Consider the following 21,749-nt stretch of genomic DNA (forward strand, 5'->3'; position numbering starts at 1 on the left):
CCCGGCAAGCACGTGAAATCAAGGGTCCTATGTCCCGGAAGACGGGTATTCGGACCCTTTTTCGTCCCAGGAGCCGGGCGGTCGGGCAGCCCACACCCCGGAGCCGGTTAGGCTCTAGTCGGCAAGGCCGTCCCACGGCCCACACGCCACCGCACACCCAGCGTCACATCCCAGAAGGAGATGCTCGTGCCGTCCATCGACGTCGTCGTAGCCCGGGAAATCCTGGACTCCCGAGGCAACCCCACGGTCGAGGTCGAGGTGGGCCTCGACGACGGCAGCACCGGCCGTGCTGCCGTTCCGTCCGGCGCCTCCACCGGTGCCTTCGAGGCCATCGAGCTCCGCGACGGTGACCCCAACCGTTACATGGGCAAGGGCGTGGAGAAGGCCGTCCTCGCCGTCATCGAGCAGATCGGGCCGGAGCTCGTCGGCTACGACGCCACCGAGCAGCGCCTGATCGACCAGGCCATGTTCGACCTCGACGCCACCGACAACAAGGGCTCGCTCGGCGCCAACGCCATCCTCGGCGTCTCCCTCGCCGTCGCGCACGCCGCGTCCGAGGCCTCGGACCTGCCGCTGTTCCGCTACCTCGGCGGCCCGAACGCGCACCTGCTGCCCGTTCCGATGATGAACATCCTCAACGGTGGGTCGCACGCCGACTCCAACGTCGACATCCAGGAGTTCATGATCGCCCCGATCGGCGCGGAGTCCTTCTCCGAGGCGCTGCGCTGGGGTGCCGAGGTCTACCACACCCTCAAGAAGGTCCTGCACACCAAGGGCCTCTCCACCGGCCTGGGCGACGAGGGCGGCTTCGCCCCGAACCTGGAGTCCAACCGCGCCGCGCTCGACCTCATCATCGAGGCCATCAAGCAGGCCGGCTACACCCCGGGCAAGGACATCGCGCTCGCGCTCGACGTCGCCGCGTCCGAGTTCTACAAGGACGGCAAGTACGAGTTCGAGGGCCAGTCCCGCTCGGCCGCCGAGATGACCGACTACTACGCCGAGCTCGTCGAGGCGTACCCGCTCGTCTCCATCGAGGACCCGCTGTTCGAGGACGACTGGGCCGGCTGGAAGACCATCACCGACCGCCTGGGCTCCAAGGTCCAGATCGTCGGCGACGACCTCTTCGTCACCAACCCCGAGCGCCTCGCCCGCGGCATCGAGGAGGGCTCCGCGAACGCCCTGCTCGTGAAGGTGAACCAGATCGGCTCCCTGACCGAGACCCTCGACGCCGTCGAGATGGCCCAGCGCAACGGCTTCAAGTGCATGATGTCGCACCGCTCCGGCGAGACCGAGGACGTCACCATCGCCGACCTCGCCGTCGCCGTGAACTGCGGTCAGATCAAGACCGGCGCCCCGGCCCGCTCGGACCGCGTCGCCAAGTACAACCAGCTGCTGCGCATCGAGGAGATCCTCGACGACGCCGCCGTGTACGCCGGCCGCAGCGCCTTCCCGCGCTTCAAGGGCTGACACCGCCTCAGGGCGGCACCTCCCGGGGGGACACCCCTGGGGTCGCAGCCTCCGTACGTCCCCGCACTCGGTCCCGTACCGTGTGCGGGGACGTATTGCGTAGTGCGCGCACAGGGGAGGCGGGGCCATGGCCGGGAACCGGGATCGGTTCTCCACCTTCTCGACGGCGACCCGGCTCAAGCAGCTCGGCGAGCGGACCGCGGCCCACGTCTACCGCTCGCAGTCCCGCCGGCACATCCGCCGCAGCCGGCTCACCGGCCGCGCGGCACTGCTGGTCCTCGTCCTCTGTACGCTGGTCGTCGCCCTCGCGTATCCGATGCGCCAGTACGTGTCCCAGCGCTCGGAGATCACGGACCAGCAGCGGGCCGCCGACACCGCGCGCAAGCGCCTCGAACAGCTCCGCGACGAGAAGGCCCGCTGGCAGGACCCCGCCTACGCGGAGCAGCAGGCGCGCAGGCACCTGCACTTCCTGCGCCCGGGGGAGATCGGCTACATCATGACCGACCCCGGGGCCGCGGCCCCGGAGCACCGCCGCGGCGGCCAGGACGGTTCCGACCGCCCCTGGTACTCCAACGTCTGGGACGGCGTCGACAAGGCCGACCGCCCCGGTGAATGACCCACTGACCCACCCATCACGCACGACCGAACGAAGAGACTTCCTCCAGGCATGCAGACGCCCCCGCCCCAGACCGACCGCACCGAGCCGACCGACGCGGACATCGAGGCGTTCGAGCAGCAGCTCGGCCGCCCGCCGCGCGGGCTGCGCGCCATCGCGCACCGCTGCCCCTGCGGCCAGCCGGACGTCGTCGAGACCGCACCCCGGCTGCCCGACGGCACCCCCTTCCCCACGCTGTACTACCTGACGTGCCCGCGCGCGGCCTCCGCGATCGGCACGCTGGAGGCCAACGGCGTCATGAAGGAGATGCAGGCCCGGCTCGCCGAGGACCCGGAGCTCGCCGCCGCCTACCAGAAGGCGCACGAGGACTACATCCGGCGCCGCGACGCCATCGAGGTGCTCCAGGGCTTCCCGAGCGCCGGCGGCATGCCGGACCGGGTCAAGTGCCTGCACGTGCTGGTGGGCCACTCGCTGGCCGCCGGCCCCGGCGTGAACCCGTTCGGCGACGAGGCGCTGGCCATGCTGCCGGAGTGGTGGGCCAAGGGCGCCTGCGTTACCCCGTGCGGGGAGAAGACGGAAGAGGAGACCGGGGAGGGGGCCGCGTGACCCGGGTCGCGGGCATCGACTGCGGTACCAACTCCATCCGCCTCCTGGTCGCCGACTGCGACCCGGCCACCGGCGAGCTCGTCGAGCTCGACCGGCGGATGACGATCGTCCGGCTCGGCCAGGGCGTGGACAAGACCGGCCGGCTGGCCCCGGAGGCGCTGGAGCGCACCTTCGCGGCCTGCCGAGAGTACGCCGGGGTGATCAAGGAGTTCGGGGCGGAGCGGGTGCGTTTCGTGGCCACCTCGGCCTCGCGCGACGCGGAGAACCGGGACGAGTTCGTCCGCGGCGTGCTGGACATCCTCGGCGTCGAGCCCGAGGTGATCTCCGGCGAGCAGGAGGCGGAGTTCTCCTTCACCGGCGCCACCAAGGAGCTCGTCGCGCACGAGCACCTGGAACGGCCGTTCCTGGTGGTGGACATCGGCGGCGGTTCGACCGAGTTCGTCGTCGGGGAGGACCGCGTACGGGCGGCCCGCTCGGTCGACGTGGGCTGCGTCCGGATGACCGAGCGCCACCTGGTGGTGGACGGCGAGGTCACCGACCCGCCGACCGCGGCGCAGATCGCCGCCATACGGGCCGACATCGAGGCGGCCCTGGACCTGGCCGCCGAGACGGTCCCGCTGGCCGAGGCGCGCACCCTGGTGGGCCTCGCGGGCTCGGTGACCACGGTCGCCGCGATCGCGCTCGGCCTGGACGCGTACGACTGGTCGGCGATCCACCACTCCCGGATCTCCTACGAGCAGGTGCGCGAGATCAGCGAGCGCATGCTGAGCGCCACCCACGACGAGCGCGCCGCCATCCCCGTGATGCACCCGGGGCGGGTCGACGTGATCGGCGCGGGCGCCCTGGTCCTGCTCGCGATCATGGAGCGCGTCGGCGCCACCGAGGTCGTGGTCTCCGAGCACGACATCCTGGACGGCATCGCCTGGTCCGCGGCCTGAGCCCGCTGACCACGAGGGCCCCCGCGGACCGCGGGGGCCCTCGGCGTTCCCGCCCGCCTCCCGGCGCCTCGACCGGTTCCCCGGCGGCCGTGCAGCGGGCGTCGTGCGCTCGTGCGGCTGAACATCGTGTTCCGCCCGACGAGTGGCTGGTGGGCGGGGGGAGGGGGGGCCGGTGCGGCGGCAGTGCGGGGGCGCCAGGGGCCCCTGGGGCGGCCGGAAGTGCCCCTCCGGGAACGAGGTTCGTGAAGTTCTTCACAAGGAAAAAGGGCCTGCCGGGTCAACGAGGGGGCCCTTCGGTGCCGTTCCGGGGGTCGCAGGGCCGTTTCGGCACCTGTTTGTGCGATGCGCGGCCGCGACGGGTTTCGTATCAGAGGTAAGGACGAAACCCAGTGGTCCAGTCCGGTTGGGGCCTTGGAGGCCAGTTCAGACCGGGTGAACAACGACTCCGCGTATACGTTGGTTCCCGTTGCGCCTCATGATCTGGGTCACGCGGGCCGCGCAGTGTAGCAGAGACCTTGTGACACCTTGTGAAGGGGCTCACGAGCGTCACCCCTTGGGGTGCTGGATACTCATTCCATGAGCACCACGGAGCGTCCCAGGATCCTCGTAGTAGGAGGTGGGTACGTAGGTCTGTACGCGGCCAAGCGCATCATGAAGAAGATGCGCTACGGCGAGGCGACCGTCACGGTCGTCGACCCGCGGTCGTACATGACCTACCAGCCCTTCCTCCCCGAAGTGGCCGCAGGCAACATCTCGCCTCGGCACGTTGTCGTCCCGCTGCGACGCGTGCTGCCCAAGGCTGAGGTTCTCACCGGCCGGGTCACCACCATCGACCAGGACCGCAAGGTCGCCGTCGTCACGCCGCTGGTCGGCGAGGCGTACGAGCTGCCCTTCGACTACCTGGTGATCGCGCTCGGCGCCGTCTCCCGCACCTTCCCGATCCCCGGCCTGGCCGAACAGGGCATCGGCATGAAGGGCGTCGAAGAGGGCATCGGCCTGCGCAACCACGTCCTCGAGCAGCTCGACAAGGCGGAGTCCACGACGGACGAGAACGTCCGCCGCAAGGCCCTCACCTTCGTCTTCGTCGGCGGCGGCTTCGCCGGCGCCGAGACGATCGGCGAGGTCGAGGACATGGCCCGCGACGCCGTGAAGTACTACTCCACGATCAAGCGCGAGGACATGCGCTTCATCCTGGTTGACGCTGCGGACAAGATCCTTCCCGAGGTCGGGCCGAAGCTCGGCACCTGGGGCAAGGAGCACCTCGAGTCCCGCGGCATCGAGATCTACCTCAGCACCTCCATGGACTCCTGCGTGGACGGCCACGTGGTGCTGAAGAACGGCCTCGAGGTCGACTCCAGCACCATCGTGTGGACCGCGGGCGTCAAGCCGAACCCGGCGCTGGCCCGCTACGGCCTGCCGCTGGGCCCGCGCGGCCACGTGGACACCGCCCCGACCCTCCAGGTCCAGGGCACGGACTACATCTGGGCCGCGGGCGACAACGCCCAGGTCCCGGACGTCGCCGCCCGCAAGGCCGGGGTCGAGAACGCCTGGTGCCCGCCGAACGCCCAGCACGCGCTGCGCCAGGCCAAGGTCCTCGGCGACAACGTGGTCTCCGGCATGCGGGGCTTCCCGCAGAAGGAGTACTCGCACTCCAACAAGGGTGCGGTGGCGGGCCTCGGCCTCCACAAGGGCGTCGCGATGATCGTCATGGGCAAGATGAAGATCAAGCTCAAGGGCCGGCTCGCCTGGTACATGCACCGTGGCTACCACGGCATGGCCATGCCGACCTGGAACCGCAAGATCCGCGTCTTCGCCGACTGGACCCTCGGCATGTTCCTCAAGCGCGAGGTCGTCTCCCTCGGAGCCCTGGAGACCCCCCGCGAGGAGTTCTACGAGGCCGCCAAGCCGGCGCCGGCTCCGGCCGCCGCCGCTGCACCGGCGCAGAAGGCCAAGGCCTCCTGACCCCGGCCGGTCCGGCAGGAAACCGAGCACGACCCCGAAGGGGCCGCCCGCCATCCGTGGTGCGGGCGGCCCCTTCGGCGTGCCCGGGGAGGTGCACGGCCGGCTGGAGCCCCGGTCGAGGGGCGCTCCAGCGGGCAAACCGGCCGTGATTGCCCCAGAGGGGAAGTGGGAAGTCGTTCCACGGAACTCCTGGAGGTGCCTGAGATGACCGACGCCGCGCCGCGGCTGGCAGCCGTTGCCGAAACCCTGCTGGGCGCCCCCCTGCCCGTGCGGATACGGGCCTGGGACGGCAGCGAGGCCGGCCCGGCCACCGGCCCGGTGCTGGTGATCGCACACCGTCGCGCCCTGCGCCGGATCCTGTGGAAGCCGGGCGAACTGGGGCTCGCCCGCGCCTGGGTCGCCGGTGACCTGACCGTCGAGGGCGACCTGTTCGAACTGCTCGACCGGGTGGGCGGCCTGCTGTGGGAGCGGGAGCGGCGGGGCCCCGCCCCCGTCCCCGTCCCGGCCCGTTCGGGGCTGGGCAAGCTCGCGGCCCTGCGCCCGTACCTGCCCGGGCTCGGTTCCGGCCCCGCCGGGACCGCCGCGTTGCTGCGCGACCCGGCCGCACGGGCCGCCGTACGCGACCTCGTGGCCCTGGCGCGTCCGTGGACGGCGCCCGCGCCGCCGCCGGAGGAGGCCGTCCGCGGCGGCGGGCCGCGCCACTCCAAGCGGCGCGACAGCGAGGCGATCAGCCACCACTACGACGTGGGAAACGACTTCTACGAGCGGGTCCTGGGGCCCTCCATGGTGTACTCCTGCGCCTACTGGACCGCGGAGGGCACCCTGGAGGACGCCCAGCGGGACAAGCTCGACCTGGTCTGCCGCAAACTCGCCCTGGAGCCGGGCCGGCGCCTCCTGGACGTCGGCTGCGGCTGGGGTTCCATGGCCCTGCACGCCGCCCGCGAGTACGGGGTGCGCGTCACCGGCATCACGCTCTCGCGCGAGCAGGCCGCGTACGCCCGCAAGCGGATCGCCGAGGAGGGCCTGACCGACCGGGTGGAGATCCGGGTGCAGGACTACCGGGACGTCAAGGACGGCCCGTACGACGCCATTTCCTCGATCGGCATGGCCGAGCACGTGGGCTCCGCCCGGTACCGCGAGTACGCCGGGATACTGCACGCCCTGCTGGCCCCCGGCGGCCGGCTGCTCAACCACCAGATCGGCCGGCCCCCCGAGCAGGACGAGCAGGCGTACGAGATCGACGAGTTCATCGACGCGTACGTGTTCCCGGACGGGGAGCTCTCCCCGATCGGCACCACCGTCGGCGAGCTGGAGCGGGCCGGCTTCGAGGTCCGCGACGTGGAGGCGCTGCGCGAGCACTACGCGCTGACCCTGCGGGCCTGGGTGGCGCGCCTGGAACGGCACTGGGACGAGGCCGTCCGGCTCACCTCGCCCGGCAGGGCCCGCGTGTGGCTGCTGTACATGGCGGCGTCCGCGCTGGGCTTCGAGCACGGCCGGCTGGGGGTCAACCAGGTGCTGGCGGTGCGCCCCGGGGGCGCGGGTGCCTCGGGGATGCCGCTGCGGACGCGCGTGTGGGGCACGGGCCCCGCGTAGCGCCGTACGGCCGCCGGGGACAGCGGCGGCCGGGCAACGGGAAGGGCCCCGGGGCGTGTTGCCCCGGGGCCCTTGCGTACGGCGTCCCGTGCGCGTCCCGCGCGGCGCGTACGCCCGTACCGCTACTCGGTCTTGATGGCGGTCAGCATGTTCAGCCGGGCGGCGCTGCGGGCCGGCCACATGGCGGCCAGGACGCCGACGACGGCGGCCAGCAGGAGGAAGACGCCGATCCGGTCGTAGGGCAGGACCAGTTCGTAGTTCGGCACCGCCTTGGACAGGGTGGAGCCGACGGCCCAGGCGAGGAAGAGGCCGATGCCGATGCCGAGGACCGCGCCGAAGAGCGAGATCACCACGGACTCCAGGCGGATCATGTTCTTCACCCGGGCCCGGTCGAGGCCGATCGCCCGCAGCATGCCGATCTCCTGGGTCCGCTCGAAGACGGACATCGCCAGGGTGTTGACCACGCCGAGCACGGAGATGATCAGCGCCATGCCGAGCAGGCCGTACATGATGTTGAGCATCGTGTTGATGATGCCGCCCATCTCGTTGCGCATGTCCTGCTGGGTGGCGACGGTCATCGCCGGGTTCTTGCCGAGGGCGTCGATGACGGCCTGCTGGCTCGCCGCGGACTGGCCGCCGGCGGTGTTGACGTAGACCTCGGGGATGTGCTGCTGGTCGGTGTGCGCCGCGAGGATCTTGTTGTCGAGGACGAAGGGGGACAGCAGCCCGTCGAGGTCCTCGTAGACGGCGCCGACCTTCAGGTTGGCCTTCTGGCCGTCCTCGAACTGTGCCTGGAGGGTGGAGCCGACGGTCAGGTCCTGCTTCTTCGCGGTCTTCTCGGCGACGGCGACCTCGCCCTTGCCGAGGTTGTCCAGGGAGCCGCTGAGGACCTTGATGTTCAGGACCTGGCCGATGGCGGCCGGGTTGACGCCGGACGCGGCGCGGAAGGTGTCGCCGGTCTTGAAGTAGCCGGCGGCCTGCGGGGAAACCGCCTTGACGCCGGGGGCCTTGGCCAGGGCGTCGACGACCGACTTGTCGAGGCCGCCGATGCCGCCGGACATGGTGACCTTGTAGTCGGCCTTGAGCTTGTCGGTGCTCATCCGGTCGATGGCCTTGCCCATGGTGACGCCGAGCACGGACATGGTGGTGACGAGGGTGAGGCCGATCGCCAGGGAGGCGGCGGTGACGGCGGTGCGGCGCGGGTTGCGCACGGCGTTCTGGGCGGCCAGCTTGCCGGGGACGCCGAAGACCTTCTGCAGGGCCGGGCGGACGGCCGCGATGACCGGCCGGGAGAGCAGCGGGAGCAGCACGATCATGCCGATGAGCAGGAAGGCCGCGCCGCCGCCGATGACCATGCGGCCGTCGCCGCCCATCGAGACGCCGAGGAAGACGACGCCGACGCCCGCGAGGCTGATCACGGAGCCGATGACGTTGCGGACCACGAGGGACTTGGCGGAGGCCGGCAGGTGGGCGCTGCCCATGGCGGCGACCGGGGCGATCCGGCCGGTGCGCCAGGCGGGCAGCAGGGCGGCGGCGGTGGTGACGAGGACGCCGATGACCAGGGCGGCGATGACCGTGCCCGGGGCGATGACCAGGTCCCCGGCGGGGATCTTGGCGCCGATGGTGTCCATCAGGGAGCGCATGCCGGCCGCCAGTCCGACGCCGGCGGCCAGGCCGATGGCGGCCGAGAGGGCGCCGACGACGAGGGCCTCGGCGAGCACCGAGCGCATGACCTGGCCGCGGTTGGCGCCGACGGCGCGCAGCAGGGCCAGCTCCTTGGTGCGCTGGGCGACCAGCATGGTGAAGGTGTTGTAGATCAGGAAGATGCCGACGAAGAGGGAGATGCCGGCGAAGGCGAGCAGCATGTTGCTCATGCTGCTCATCCCCTTCTCGATGTCCTTGGCCTGCTGGGCGGCGAGCGCGGCGCCGGTCTGGGCCTTGGTGGTCTTGCCGTCGACGAGCGGCTTGATGTCGGCGAGCAGCTGGTCGGCGGAGGCGCCGGGGGCGGCGGCGACGGAGAGCTCGTCGTAGAAGCCGGGCTGGAGGTAGAGCTCCTGGGCGACCTTGGTGTCGAAGAGGACCAGGCTGCCGCCGGCGTTGACGGCGCCGTCCTCGGTGGTGAAGACGCCGGTGAGGGTGAACTCGCGGACCGGTCCGTTGGTGGCGACGCGGACCTTGTCGCCGGTCTTGTAGCCGCCCTTGGCCGCGGTCTCCTTGTCGAGGGCGACCTGGTCGTCCTTGACCGGGCCGGTGCCGTCGGTGAACGTGTAGCGGGGGTCCTTGCCGTCCTTGACGGGGGCGTAATTGGAGCCCTTGTTGGCCCAGCCGGTGCCGATCAGCTTGCCGTTCTCGTCGCCGACGCCGGCGAAGCCGGAGACGCGGCCGGAGACCGAGCCGACGCCCTTGACGGCCCTGACCTTGTCCAGGGTCTGCTGGCTGATGCCGGGGTCGCCCTCCTTCTGGCCGTCCTCGGAGCGGGCCTGCCCGTACGAGGTGACGGAGACGGCGACGCCGCGGTAGCTCTTGGCGGACTGGCCGGACAGGGACTTGCCGAGGGTGTCGGTGAAGACGAGGGTGCCGGAGACGAAGGCTACGCCGAGGGTGACGGCGAGCACCGTCATCAGCAGCCTCGCCTTGTGCGCGAGCACGTTGCGCAGGGCGGTACGGAACATGGGGATCTCAGTCCTGGGGCTGGAGGTCTGTGAGGAGGGCTGCGGGGGCTCCGCGGAGCGGGGCGGTCACGCTCCGGGTCAGCTGGTGCGGCCCTTGGCGTCGAAGGCCTTCATCCGGTCGAGCACGCCGTCGGCGGTGGGCGCGTACATCTCGTCGACGATGCGGCCGTCGGCGAGGAAGATGACGCGGTCGGCGTAGGAGGCGGCGACGGCGTCGTGGGTGACCATCACGACGGTCTGGCCGAGCTCGCGGACCGAGTTGCGCAGGAAGCCGAGGACCTCGGCGCCGGAGCGGGAGTCGAGGTTTCCGGTCGGCTCGTCACCGAAGATGATCTCGGGGCGGGCGGCGAGGGCGCGGGCGACGGCGACGCGCTGCTGCTGGCCGCCGGAGAGCTGGGTGGGGCGGTGGGAGAGGCGGCCGGAGAGGCCGACCATGTCCACCACGGTGTCCAGCCACTGCTTGTCGGGCTTGCGGCCGGCGATGTCCATGGGGAGGGTGATGTTCTCCAGGGCGGTCAGGGTCGGCAGCAGGTTGAAGGCCTGGAAGATGAAGCCGATCTTGTCGCGGCGCAGCTGGGTCAGCTGCTTGTCCTTGAGGGAGCCGAGCTCGGTGTCGCCGATGCGGACGGAGCCGGAGGAGAAGGTGTCCAGGCCGGCGACGCAGTGCATCAGGGTGGACTTGCCGGAGCCGGAGGGGCCCATGATCGCGGTGAACTGGCCCTGGGCGAAGTCGACGGAGACGTGGTCCAGCGCGACCACCTGGGTCTCGCCCTGGCCGTACACCTTGGAGAGCTGCGTGGCGCGGGCCGCCACGGCCTGTGCGGTGTGCTGCCGGGCGTAGTTCATGGCGGTCACGTGGGTGCTCCTGTCGAACGGTTCTGCGGTGGGGCGGGACCGTTCCATCCTCACCGGGGGCACCCCCGCCGGGGATCAGCCGAGGTGCCCGTTCGACGGCCCACTGGAGTCTGACCGCGGGCGGCGCCGTCTCCTCCTCTGGTATGACGGGGACGCCGTCGAGGGGGACGGTGCGGCGGTCCACGCGGGTCCGGCGCGGGGGGTGGCCCGGGGTGGCGCGGAGGCAGCGGAATCAGGTCAATCCCGGGGCGGGGCGGCGCATCCTCCGGAAGGGGGCCGACCGCGACTTATCGGGTCTGACGGCCACTCAATCGCCAATAAAATCAGACAACATCGGATAGAGAGCCCCCAGGTGGCAGGGGTGTTCCGGATAGGCTCATCACTGCGTTCAAGGCATTTTCCACGGGGCCCGCCGCGCCTTGCCCGGATGGTGGAATGGCAGACACGGCGAGCTTAAACCTCGCTGGCTCTCGGGCCGTGCCGGTTCAAGTCCGGCTCCGGGCACACATGCGGCTCTTCCGTTTATCGGCGGCGGTCCGCCGCGCCTTCTCCTAAGATCCTCCTCCAGCAGTAGGGTGCTTTTTTTGCGAGCGCATTACTCTTGACGCAAGGCCGCGCACGGTGGCCATGGAGGAGTGAGATGAGGAGCAGTAACCCGGTCTTCTCGCGACGGGGGTTCAGCCGCGACAACGGCGGCTACGCGGGCTTCGAGGCGCAGCACGCGCAGGCCGGGACCGCGACCAACCCGTACGCGACGAATCCTTACGCCACCGACCCGACCACCGGCATGCCGGCGGCCCCGGTCCGCGGCAGCGCGATGACCATCGACGACGTCGTGACCCGTACGGCCATGACGCTCGGCACCCTGATCGTCACCGCGACCCTCGCGTGGATCGCCCTTCCCGTCGACCCGGCCAACGTGGGCAAGTCGTACGGCGTCGCCGTCGGCTCGGCGCTCGTCGCGTTCGTGCTGGCCATGGTCCAGAGCTTCAAGCGCAAGCCGACGCCCGCGCTGATCATCGGCTACGCGGCGTTCGAGGGCGTGTTCCTCGGCGTGATCTCCATGGTCGCCAGCACCTACATCAGCCCCGGCGTGGTCGTCCAGGCCGTGCTCGGCACGATGTGCGTCTTCGCGGCGGTGCTCGTCGCCTACAAGATGCGCTGGATCCGCGTCACCCGCCGCTTCACGGGCTTCGTGATGGCCGCGGCCCTCGGCTTCGTCCTGCTCATGCTGGCGAACTCGCTGTTCATGCTGTTCGGCGGCGGTGACGGCCTCGGCTTCCGCAGCGGTCCGCTCGGCATCGTCTTCGGCATCGTGGGCGTCGTCCTCGGCGCCTGCTTCCTCGCCATGGACTTCAAGCAGGTCGAGGACGGCGTGACGTACGGCGCCCCGCGCGAGGAGGCCTGGCTGGCGGCCTTCGGCCTCACGCTGACCCTGGTGTGGATCTACCTGGAGCTGCTGCGCCTGTTCCAGATCCTCTCCGGCGACGACTAGTCGTACCGGCAGCAGCGAAAGGGGAAGGCCCCGCGAGCGGTCCGCTCGCGGGGCCTTCCCGCGTCCGGGGCTCCATCGGCTCCGGTGGGCCCGTGAGGGGGTGGACGGTGCTCGCCGGTGCGGTCAGCCGAACCTGCGGGCGGCTCTGCGCAGGCCGTACTCGTGGATGATCGCCTTGGCCTGGCCGTACGACAGCTCGTGCGCGCCGAGCAGCCAGCTGACCTTCTCCTCGAACCGGACGAGGGAGGGGCCTTCGTCCACGGTGCGGAGCCAGTCGGAGATCTCACGACCGGTGGTCTGGGGGATTCTTTCGATCATGTTGCGGTGGGTCTTCTCGGAGAACTCTACGGACATGGGCGCCTCCGGGGGGTGTCGCCGTGCTGTTCTCTTCACGTCACCGTGCCGCAGAGTTCGCCCGTTGGCAATGGTGCCGGTACGGCGCGTAAGGTCGCCCGGGTGCTCGATACCTCAGCCCTGAACGCCGCCGTGGAACGCTTCGCCGACCGGCTGCGCGCCGCCCCGCAGAGCCGGCTCCAGCGGGGTGCGGCCGCGGAGGGCCTGGAGCTGGCCCGTGAGCTCGCGCGGCGCGCCCAGCGGCTGGAGGACCCCGAGGGGGCGGCTCCGGCGCGCGTGATGCCCGACGCGGGCCCCTTCACCGTGGGGGACCAGGTGGCGGTGGCCGGCCTCGACCTCGCCGAGGCGCTGCGCGCGGCCGACCCCGCGGCGGGCCCGGACGGCGCGAAGGCCCCGTCCGAGATGCTGGACGAGGCCGTGGCGCTGGTGGAGCGGGCGGAAGTCAGAGCGATGCGATGACCCGGTCCGCGAGGATGTAGACGTTGCTGTCGGGGTCCTCGGCGTCACCGCAGGAGAAGGTCAGCGCGTAGGCGCCGGAGATGCCGGAGCCGCCCAGCAGGACCGGTGCGGTGCCCGAGCGCAGGGCCTCGGCGAGGCGCTCCGCGGTCTCCCGGTGGCCCGGGGTCATGCAGAGCGTGGTGCCGTCGGTGAACACGTACACGTCCAGGGTGCCCAGGGGGCCCGGGCGGACGTCCGCGAGGGCCGTACGGGCCTCCGCGAGCTCCTCCAGGCGGCTGACGGTGCGCTCGTGGTCGGCGCCGGGGTTCGGCTGGACCGGGACGAAGTCGGGGTGCGAGGGGTGGCGGCGGCGGGCCGCGGCCAGCTCGGCGGAATCCTCGGGGTACTCGTCGGCGAGGTCGTCGCCCAGGACGGGCTCGAGGCCGACCATGTCCGCCTGCCGGGGCAGGAAGACCGGGCCGTCCTCGCCGAGGCCGGGCAGGCCGCCCAGCAGCGAGGGGGCGTCGGCCGCGTCACGTGCCTCCTGCGCGGCCCAGAAGGCCCGCGCCTCGGCCAGCTCGCGCTCGCGCTCCTCGGCCAGGGCCTCGGCGACGGCGGCTCGTATCTCGGCGGCGGGGGACTGCACCGCGGCGCGGGCGTGCGGGACGGTCGCGGCGCGCGGGTGGGCCGGCACCGCAAGCTCACCGCGCAGGGCGGTGACCTGCTTGCGCAGTCCGTGGACGGCGTGCAGCGCAGCAGCGCCCACGGCCGTGGCAGCGGCCGTGGTCAGCAGCAGGGCAAGAGACATGGCGCTCACTGACTAACTCCTGGTTGATTCGATCCCCCGACTTCCTACATCAGCTTGTCCTGTGCTGTGAATGGCGTGCAGTGCATTACGTCATGAAATGGACAGGTCTTTCGTCCTTGCGGACCAAGGGGGATGGCTCCTGACCTGGGCAAATGCCGATCCCCCAGGACAAAGGTCACATCCTGGGGGAGATTCGGTCACAGCTCGGCCGCGACGGGGTTGGATCTGCCGTCAGTAGAGCGCACTGACCTGGAGGATCCCTTGCGGGGCCTGGGGGCCCCGCTCGATCCGGTGACCGCCGGGGCCGCCGGGGACTACGACAGTCGCTCGATCACCATGGCCATGCCCTGGCCGCCGCCGACGCACATCGTCTCCAGGCCGAACTGCTTGTCGTGGAACTGGAGGCTGTTGATCAGGGTGCCGGTGATGCGGGCACCGGTCATCCCGAACGGGTGACCGACGGCGATGGCCCCGCCGTTGACGTTCAGCTTGTCGAGCGGGATCTCCAGGTCGCGGTAGGACGGGATGACCTGGGCCGCGAAGGCCTCGTTGATCTCGAAGAGGTCGATGTCGCCGACGGTCAGCCCGGCCCGCTTCAGGGCCTGCTTGGACGCCTCGACCGGGCCCAGGCCCATGATCTCGGGGGACAGGGCGGTGACGCCGGTGGAGACGATCCGGGCCAGCGGGGTCAGGCCCAGCTCCCGCGCCTTCGTGTCGCTCATGATGACGAGCGCGGCGGCGCCGTCGTTGAGCGGGCAGCAGTTGCCGGCCGTGACCAGGCCGTCGGGGCGGAAGACGGGCTTGAGGCCCTCCACGCCCTCCAGCGTGACGCCGGCGCGCGGGCCGTCGTCCTTGCTGACGACGGTGCCGTCCGGGGTCGTGACGGGGGTGATCTCGCGGGCCCAGAAGCCGTTCTTGATGGCTTCCTCGGCGAGGTTCTGCGACCGCACGCCGAACTCGTCCATGTCCCGGCGGGTCACGCCCTTGAGACGGGCCAGGTTCTCGGCGGTCTGCCCCATGGAGATGTACGCGTCGGGGATCAGGCCGTCCTCGCGCGGGTCGTGCCAGCTGCTGCCCTCGCTCTGCGCGACGGCGGCGGTACGGGCCTCGGCGTCGGCGAAGAGCGGGTTGTGGGTATCCGGCAGGCCGTCGGAGGAGCCCTTCGCGAACCGGGAGACCGTCTCGACGCCGGCGGAGATGAAGACGTCGCCCTCGCCCGCCTTGATGGCGTGCAGCGCCATGCGGGAGGTCTGGAGGGAGGAGGAACAGTAGCGCGTGATCGTGGTGCCGGGCAGGTAGTCCATGCCCATCTGCACGGCGACGATACGGGCGAGGTTGTGGCCCTGCTCGCCGCCGGGGAGGCCGCAGCCGAGCATCAGGTCGTCGATCTGGCGCGGGTCCAGCTCGGGGACCTTGGCGAGGGCGGCCTGGATGATCGTGGCGGTGAGGTCGTCCGGGCGCACGTCCTTGAGCGAACCCTTGCCGGCGCGCCCGATGGGGGAGCGGGCGGTGGAAACGATGACGGCTTCGGGCATCGGGGCTCCAAGGGGGTGTGCGTCGTTGCGGGACCGCAAGCGAAGTTACCGCCCCGTACGGTCGGGGTCACCGCCCTCGGCGTGTGACGCCGGTCGCCTTTTTTACGCGCCGCTCGCACGGCTCGGCCGCAGGCGGCCTCCCCGGCTTCGCGCCGCTGCGCCGGACTCCGTCCGGCGGCCCGCTGGGCGGGGTCGGTTCGGGTGGCGGGTGCCGGTGGGTCGGGTGCGGGTCGTTGGCCGTTGCGCGGGGCTGGGTCCCCTACCCGCCCTTCCACCGTTCCCAGGGGCTCCGCCCCTGACCCCGTACGGGCGCTGCGCGCCCGTCGCCTCAAACGCCGGCGGGGCTATCCATAGCCCCGCCGGCGTTTGAGGCGCGGGGGTCTGGGGGCGGAGCCCCCAGGAGGGGTCCGGGCGCAGCCCGGGGAACGGGCGAAGGGCGGGTAGGGGACGGCCCCGCGCAGCGGGACACCGCCGGCAGCGGCCCTCGTCCGGCGGCAGGGCCCCGCTCAAGGGCCGGTCGGCCCCCGGAGGGGTTACGCGGGGTGGTCGTCCTGGACGGCGGGGGCCCCGGCGGTGGGGGCCGGCTGGGGGGACTCGGGTTCCGGGAGGCGCCGGCGGCGGCGGTGTTTCAGGAGGGCCCACGGCCCGCGGGCCGGGATGACCTCCGTGCCCGGCTCGCCCGCCGCCGCCGAGGCGGCCTTGGCCACCAGCAGCATGTCCTCGTCCCGCGACACGTCCAGCCGGTCCGACCCCGGCCACAGCCCCAGCGCCGCGCACAGCGTCGGCAGTATCGCCATCGCCGCCGTCGCGTACCCCTCCGCCGAGGGGTGGTACGAGTCCGGGCCGAACATCTCGCGGGGGTTCGCCGCGAACTCCGGGCCCAGCAGGTCCCCCATCGAGATCGTGCGCGCCCCCAGCGCGACCACCCCGATCGTCTGCGCCGCCGCCAGCTGCCGTGACACCCGGCGGGCCATCCACCGCAGCGGCTGGTACACCGGCTCGATCGTGCCCAGGTCGGGGCAGGTCCCGACCACCACCTCCGAGCCCGCGAGCCGCAGTCTTCGTACCGCTGAGGTCAGCAGCCGCACCGACTGCGTCAGCGGCATCCGCTTGGTGACGTCGTTCGCGCCGATGATGATCACGCACACGTCCGGCGCCGGGCCGCGCCCGTCCAGCAGCAGGCTCACCTGACGGTCCAGGTCGTCCGACATGGCCCCCGACAGGGCCACGTTCCGCAGCTCCACCGGCCGCTCGGCCACCGCCGCCAGGCCGGACGCCAGCAGCGCCGCCGGCGTCTGGCGGGCCCGGTGGACGCCCAGCCCGGCCGCCGTGGAGTCGCCGAGCATGCCCATCCGCAGCGGGCCCGGGCTCATCTCCGGCCCGTTGAACTCGCTCCCGTACAGGCCGTCCGCGCGCGGCGGATCACCCAGCCCGTTGCCCACCGTGCGCTTCGCGAACTGCACCTCCGCCAGCACCAGCCCGAACGCGGCGACCCCGACCAGCCCCAGACCGCCACCGCCGTACGCTGCCCCCGCCGCGATCCGGCGGGCCGTCCTCGCCCTGGACACCGTTGGAGCCACCTCCTGTGTCGTGTTGACCTACCTGCCCCGTACTGCCGGTCGGCCAATCCCTTTCCGCATACTCTGGCCGGACCTCCCGGAGAACCCGTGGAGTCCCCTTCTTGGAGAACATGGTGCAATTCCACGACTCGATGATCAGCCTCGTCGGCAACACCCCGCTGGTGAAGCTCAACCGCGTGACCGAAGGCCTGCAGGCCACCGTGCTGGCCAAGGTCGAGTACTTCAACCCCGGCGGTTCGGTCAAGGACCGCATCGCCGTCCGGATGATCGAGGCCGCCGAGCAGAGCGGTGCCCTCAAGCCCGGTGGCACCATCGTGGAGCCCACCAGCGGCAACACCGGCGTCGGACTCGCCATCGTGGCCCAGCAGAAGGGCTACAAGTGCATCTTCGTCTGCCCTGACAAGGTGTCCATGGACAAGATCAACGTGATGCGCGCGTACGGCGCGGAGGTCGTGGTCTGCCCCACCGCCGTCGACCCCGAGCACCCGGACTCTTACTACAACGTGTCCGACCGCCTCGCGCGCGAGCCCGGCGCCTGGAAGCCCGACCAGTACAGCAACCCGAACAACCCCCGTTCGCACTACGAGACCACCGGTCCCGAACTGTGGGAGCAGACCGAGGGGAAGATCACGCACTTCGTGGCCGGCGTCGGCACGGGCGGCACGATCTCCGGCACCGGCAACTACCTCAAGGAGGTCAGCGGCGGGAAGGTCAAGGTCATCGGCGCGGACCCGGAGGGCTCCGTCTACTCCGGCGGCAGCGGCCGTCCGTACCTCGTCGAGGGCGTCGGCGAGGACTTCTGGCCGACGGCCTACGACCCGAACGTCACCGACGAGATCATCGCGGTGTCCGACAAGGACTCCTTCCAGATGACCCGCCGCCTGGCGAAGGAGGAGGGCCTGCTGGTCGGCGGCTCCTGCGGCATGGCGGTCGTCGCCGCGCTGCGCGCCGCCGAGGGCCTGGGCCCGGACGACGTGGTCGTCGTCCTGCTGCCGGACAGCGGCCGCGGCTACCTCAGCAAGATCTTCTCGGACGAGTGGATGGCCGGGCACGGCTTCCTGGAGGAGGCCGGTCCCGCCGCGCGCATCGGCGACGTCCTCGCGGACAAGGAGGGCGGCATCCCGTCGCTCGTCCACATGCACCCCGAGGAGACCGTCGGCCAGGCCATCGAGGTGCTGCGCGAGTACGGCGTCTCGCAGATGCCGATCGTCAAGCCGGGTGCGGGCCACCCCGACGTGATGGCCGCCGAGGTCATCGGCTCGGTCGTGGAGAAGGAGCTCCTCGCGGCGCTGTTCGCGCAGCGGGCCTCGCTCGGCGACCCGCTGGAGAAGCACATGAGCGCCCCGCTGCCGCAGGTCGGCTCCGGTGAGCCGGTGTCCGAGCTGATGGCGGTGCTCGGCGAGGCCGACGCGGCGATCGTGCTGGTCGAGGGCAAGCCCACCGGCGTGGTGAGCCGTCAGGACCTGCTGGCGTTCCTGGCCAAGACGGCCAAGTAGGAACCGGGCGGGGGTCCCCGCGTACGCGGTCGGGGAGGCGGCGGGCCACGGGGCCGCCGCCTCCCCGCGGTCGCGCAGAAGGCGGGGACCGCCGCACCCCCGGCGGACCGGGGGGCGGGACGACGGCGGTCCCCGCCCGGGACACGGGCCGGGTCAGGGCCGTCCGCGTCCGTGGCGCCGGCGCGTTCCGGGAGCCGCTCCGGAGGCGCGCGGGCGCCGTGCGAGGTGCCGGCCGGGTGCGCTGCCTTCCCGGTCTCCCGGGCTCCCCTGCCGACGGACACCACTGTGGCGCAGCCGTGTTAAGCGGGTGCTGCCGTCACGTGTCGCCCCCGTACCGTTTGCGCGAAGGGCGCGTCGGCGGGCCGGCCGTCACCTTTCAGGCGCGCGGGTCGCGGCCGGGGCGGCGCAGGCGGCCGGCGTGGGCGAGGTTGACGCCCACGATGCCCGCCCAGGTGGCCACCAGGCCGCCGATGCCCTGGGTGACGCCGATGGCCGACAGCGGGACCGCCAGCACCAGCGTGACGATCGCGAAGCCGAAGCGCTCCCCGAAGGCGCTCACCGATCCGGCGGGGCCCTGCCCGGCCGTCCCGCCGCGCACCTGGAGCAGCCGCTCCTCGGCGAGGCGGCGCCGGACCTGGGTGTCGACCTTGTCCACGAAGGAGTCCACGAGCGCGGCCTCGTACTCGGGCCCGAGCTCCCGCCGGGCCTCCAGCGTCGCGGCGAGTTCCTTCTTGAGCTCTGTCATGCCGCCACCGTAGGAAGGGCCGCCGCGGCCCGCACTGGGGGTAGCCCCCGTATCCGGATCGCGGGCACCGGCTTGCCCAGCTGCATAGACACATGCAGAGTGCAGGGTGACTGAATATCTCACCGGGGACGGGACGGAGGGGGCGGCGATGAACGACAGCCCGGCCGCACGGCTGCAACGGCTGTTCGAGGGACACCGGCTGACGCCGACCCAGCGGCGCATCGCGCACTGCATGGTGCGCGGCGCGGCGGAGGTGCCCTTCCTGTCGAGCGTGGAACTCGCCGAGCTGGCCGGGGTGAGCCAGCCCTCGGTGACCCGGTTCGCCGTGGCCCTCGGTTTCGACGGGTACCCGGCGCTGCGCCGGCACCTGCGCGAGGTCGCGCCCGCCGGGCGTCCCGAGCCGGCGCGCGAGGGCGAGTACAACGAGTACCAGCAGGCCGTGCAGGGCGAGATCGAGAACCTCCAGCGGCTCTCGGCGATGCTCGCGGACCCGGCCCCGGTCGAGGAGGCGGGCCGGGTGCTCGCGGCCTCGGCGCCGCTGCCGGTGCTCGGGCTGCGGGCGGCGTCCTCGCAGGCGCGCGGGTTCGCGTACTTCGCGGCCAAGGTGCACCCGGACGTACGCCTCCTCGACGAGGGCGGCTCCATGCTCGCCGACCGGATCGACGCGGCCGCCGCGGCCGGGGCCTCGGCGCTGCTGTGCTTCGCGCTGCCGCGGCACCCGCGCGAGGTGGTGGAGGCCCTGGAGCACGCGCGGGCGGCGGGGCTGACGGCGGTGACGGTCGCCGACTCGGCCTTCGCGCCCGTCGCCCGGCACTCGGACCTGCTGATCCCGGCACCGGTCGGCACCGGGCTGGCCTTCGACACGGCGTGCGCGCCGATGCTGCTGGGGCGGGTGCTGCTGGAGGCGATGGCGGACGCCCTTCCGGACGCGCAGGCGCGGCTGGAGGACTTCGACGCGCGGGCCGCTGCGCGGGGGCTGTTCGTGGAGTAGGCCGTGGCCCTCCCGGGCGGCTGGGCGGGGCGGGGGCCGCTGCGCGGGCCCGGGGTCCCCTACCCACCCTTCGCCCGTTCCCCGGGGCTCCGCCCCGGCCCCCGTCCCCGGGGGCGCCGCCCCGGGCCCCCGCGTCCCGGACGCCGTCGGGCCGGGTTCCTACAGCAGGGCGTCGGCGTGGTCTCCGCCCGCCTCCGCGACGATCTCGGACGGGGACTGGGCCCGGCGGGCCAGGGTGAAGCGGAGGCCGCCGCCCGGGCCGTCGGTCGTGAAGCCGTGGACCGCCGGGCGGGGGAGGCTGTTGTAGCCGTAGTGGGCCGTGAAGGCGTACGCGCCCGTGTCCGGGACGGCGATCACGTCGCCCGGGAAGAGTTCCGGCAGCTCCCGGGCGGCGGCCAGCAGGTCCCCCGCGAAGCAGGCCGGGCCCGCGACGTCCTGGGTGAGCGGCGGGCCGGTCCTGGGGGCGCCCTGGGCGTCGTACGCCAGGATCCGCAGCGGCCAGGCGGCCGGGGCGTACACGGTGCGGGTGGCCAGCTGGACGCCCGCGTGGGTCAGGGCGATGCGGCGGCCGCCGGTGGTCTTCGTGTACTCGACCCGCGCCAGCACCAGCCCGTGCTTGGCCAGCAGCGACCGCCCGAACTCGGTGACCAGCCCGTACGAGCCGTCGAAGAGCGCCGGGACGGCGGCGCGCAGGGCTGCCACGTACTCCGCGTACGAGGGCGCGTGCGCGTCCGAGGTGAAGTCCACCGGCAGCCCGCCGCCGATGTCGAGGGTGTCGACGCGGCGCTCCCCGGCCGCCGCGTTGATCTCCCCGGCCAGCCCGTGCAGCTCCCGCACCCCCTCGGCGATCAGCTCCAGCGGTACGCCCTGCGAGCCCGAGTGGATGTGCAGGCGGGTCAGCCACGGCCGCTCCGCGTAGGCCCGTACGAGCCGCTCGCGCGCCCCCGGATCGCGCAGCGCGAAGCCGAACTTGGAGGTGGCGGTGGCCGTGGACAGGGCGCCGATGGACCCGGCGCCGGTCTGCGGGTTGATCCGCAGCCCGACGGGGGAGCGGGTGGGGGCCGCCGCCACCAGGGCGTCGAGGCGTTCCAGCTCCTGGTGGTTGTCGGCGTTGACGGCGATCCCCAGGGCCAGCGCCCCGCGCAGCTCGGCCGCCGTCTTCGCGGGGGAGTCCAGCACCGTCCGCTCCGCCGGGACCCCGGCCGCCCGCACCAGCGCCAGCTCGCCGGGGCTGGCCGCCTCGCAGCCCAGCCCGCAGCCGTCGAGCAGCCGCAGCACGGGCACCAGCGGGGCGGCCTTCACGGCGAAGGTGTGCAGGACGGGCGTCCCGGGAGCCACCGCGGCCGCGAAGGCCTCCGTCAGGGCGGCGGCGGAGGCGCGGATACCGGCCACGTCGAGCAGGCAGACCACCGGCTCGCGGTCCAGCAGCCCCTGCTCCACGGCGGCCCGTACGGCCCGGTCGCGGCGCTGCGCGGCGCCCTGCGCGTGCGTGTCTGCGGCCATGGCGCCATCCCATCATCAGGCCGACCCGCCCGCAGCTGTTGACTGGAACTATTCATGCGGCGAGGATGTGAATGGATTGACCAACATCGGAGGAG

18 protein-coding genes and 1 tRNA gene are annotated in these 21,749 nt (G+C 72.3%); 11 read left to right on the forward strand and 8 right to left on the reverse strand.

Annotated elements, in window-relative coordinates; translation table 11 throughout:
* The first annotated feature begins 180 nt into the window (after positions 1-180).
* The 6 genes from eno to ABD973_RS19505 all read left to right on the forward strand — a co-directional run bounded on the left by eno (position 181) and on the right by ABD973_RS19505 (position 7,182).
* Entirely contained in the window at positions 181-1,467 is a 1,287-nt protein-coding gene (eno, locus tag ABD973_RS19480; protein WP_045947571.1) for a phosphopyruvate hydratase, read from the forward strand.
* 127 nt (positions 1,468-1,594) lie between these two features.
* A complete protein-coding gene (locus ABD973_RS19485) occupies positions 1,595-2,083 on the forward strand; it encodes an FtsB family cell division protein (RefSeq protein WP_007264518.1) in 489 nt (162 codons plus the stop codon).
* Between the two features lie 51 nt (positions 2,084-2,134).
* A complete protein-coding gene (locus ABD973_RS19490; RefSeq protein ID WP_345501176.1) occupies positions 2,135-2,689 on the forward strand; it encodes a DUF501 domain-containing protein in 555 nt (184 codons plus the stop codon).
* Positions 2,686-3,627, forward strand: a complete 942-nt coding sequence (locus ABD973_RS19495) for a Ppx/GppA phosphatase family protein (protein ID WP_125604123.1) — start codon at positions 2,686-2,688, stop codon at positions 3,625-3,627. The genes ABD973_RS19490 and ABD973_RS19495 overlap by 4 nt, the downstream gene beginning before the upstream one ends.
* Positions 3,628-4,203: 576 nt before the next feature.
* Entirely contained in the window at positions 4,204-5,589 is a 1,386-nt protein-coding gene (locus tag ABD973_RS19500) for an NAD(P)/FAD-dependent oxidoreductase (protein ID WP_125821338.1), read from the forward strand.
* A 204-nt stretch (positions 5,590-5,793) separates the two neighbouring features.
* Complete coding sequence (locus tag ABD973_RS19505; RefSeq protein ID WP_125821337.1) at positions 5,794-7,182, forward strand: SAM-dependent methyltransferase; 1,389 nt, start codon at positions 5,794-5,796, stop codon at positions 7,180-7,182.
* Positions 7,183-7,304: 122 nt separating this feature from the next.
* Here the strand turns inward: ABD973_RS19505 and ABD973_RS19510 are convergent, their stop codons facing one another.
* Together ABD973_RS19510 and ABD973_RS19515 are read right to left on the reverse strand one after the other, a co-directional pair.
* Positions 7,305-9,854, reverse strand: coding sequence for an ABC transporter permease (locus ABD973_RS19510; protein ID WP_345501179.1), 2,550 nt, complete (start codon positions 9,852-9,854; stop codon positions 7,305-7,307).
* 78 nt (positions 9,855-9,932) lie between these two features.
* Entirely contained in the window at positions 9,933-10,700 is a 768-nt protein-coding gene (locus ABD973_RS19515) for an ABC transporter ATP-binding protein (protein ID WP_345504655.1), read from the reverse strand.
* Positions 10,701-11,130: 430 nt separating this feature from the next.
* Between ABD973_RS19515 and ABD973_RS19520 the strand changes: the two genes are divergently transcribed.
* A tRNA-Leu gene (locus tag ABD973_RS19520) sits at positions 11,131-11,213 on the forward strand.
* Between the two features lie 136 nt (positions 11,214-11,349).
* Positions 11,350-12,204: a Bax inhibitor-1/YccA family protein gene (locus ABD973_RS19525; RefSeq protein WP_125603252.1), complete on the forward strand. Its 855-nt coding sequence runs from the start codon at positions 11,350-11,352 to the stop codon at positions 12,202-12,204.
* Between the two features lie 123 nt (positions 12,205-12,327).
* On the opposite strand, the gene ABD973_RS19530 is transcribed toward ABD973_RS19525, so the two are convergent.
* Positions 12,328-12,558: a DUF4287 domain-containing protein gene (locus ABD973_RS19530; RefSeq protein WP_007264509.1), complete on the reverse strand. Its 231-nt coding sequence runs from the start codon at positions 12,556-12,558 to the stop codon at positions 12,328-12,330.
* Positions 12,559-12,660: 102 nt separating this feature from the next.
* Between ABD973_RS19530 and ABD973_RS19535 the strand changes: the two genes are divergently transcribed.
* Complete coding sequence (locus ABD973_RS19535) at positions 12,661-13,017, forward strand: hypothetical protein (protein ID WP_125821334.1); 357 nt, start codon at positions 12,661-12,663, stop codon at positions 13,015-13,017.
* Here the strand turns inward: ABD973_RS19535 and ABD973_RS19540 are convergent.
* From ABD973_RS19540 to ABD973_RS19550, 3 genes are all read right to left on the reverse strand, one after another.
* A complete protein-coding gene (locus tag ABD973_RS19540) occupies positions 13,001-13,804 on the reverse strand; it encodes a hypothetical protein (protein WP_185899657.1) in 804 nt (267 codons plus the stop codon). The two genes, ABD973_RS19535 and ABD973_RS19540, sit on opposite strands and share 17 nt — an antisense overlap.
* A 314-nt stretch (positions 13,805-14,118) precedes the next feature.
* A complete protein-coding gene (locus ABD973_RS19545) occupies positions 14,119-15,339 on the reverse strand; it encodes an acetyl-CoA C-acetyltransferase (RefSeq protein ID WP_125603249.1) in 1,221 nt (406 codons plus the stop codon).
* Between the two features lie 533 nt (positions 15,340-15,872).
* Complete coding sequence (locus ABD973_RS19550) at positions 15,873-16,919, reverse strand: SGNH/GDSL hydrolase family protein (RefSeq protein WP_125821332.1); 1,047 nt, start codon at positions 16,917-16,919, stop codon at positions 15,873-15,875.
* Positions 16,920-17,032: 113 nt separating this feature from the next.
* On the opposite strand from ABD973_RS19550, the gene ABD973_RS19555 reads away from it, so the two are divergent.
* On the forward strand, positions 17,033-18,415 hold the full coding sequence (locus tag ABD973_RS19555) for a cystathionine beta-synthase (protein ID WP_125603253.1): 1,383 nt from the start codon (positions 17,033-17,035) through the stop codon (positions 18,413-18,415).
* A gap of 376 nt (positions 18,416-18,791) precedes the next feature.
* Here the strand turns inward: ABD973_RS19555 and ABD973_RS19560 are convergent, their stop codons facing one another.
* Positions 18,792-19,160 carry a hypothetical protein gene (locus ABD973_RS19560; protein WP_125821331.1) on the reverse strand — a complete coding sequence of 123 codons (369 nt, stop codon included), beginning with the start codon at positions 19,158-19,160 and terminating at the stop codon, positions 18,792-18,794.
* A gap of 148 nt (positions 19,161-19,308) precedes the next feature.
* Here ABD973_RS19560 and ABD973_RS19565 point away from each other — a divergent pair, with 148 nt between their 5' ends.
* Positions 19,309-20,151, forward strand: a complete 843-nt coding sequence (locus ABD973_RS19565) for a MurR/RpiR family transcriptional regulator (RefSeq protein ID WP_125603246.1) — start codon at positions 19,309-19,311, stop codon at positions 20,149-20,151.
* A 159-nt stretch (positions 20,152-20,310) separates the two neighbouring features.
* Here the strand turns inward: ABD973_RS19565 and ABD973_RS19570 are convergent, their stop codons facing one another.
* Complete coding sequence (locus ABD973_RS19570) at positions 20,311-21,654, reverse strand: type III PLP-dependent enzyme domain-containing protein (protein ID WP_125821330.1); 1,344 nt, start codon at positions 21,652-21,654, stop codon at positions 20,311-20,313.
* Positions 21,655-21,749 lie beyond the last annotated feature (95 nt).

The organism is Streptomyces racemochromogenes (assembly GCF_039535215.1).
Taxonomy (GTDB): Bacteria; Actinomycetota; Actinomycetes; order Streptomycetales; family Streptomycetaceae; genus Streptomyces; species Streptomyces racemochromogenes.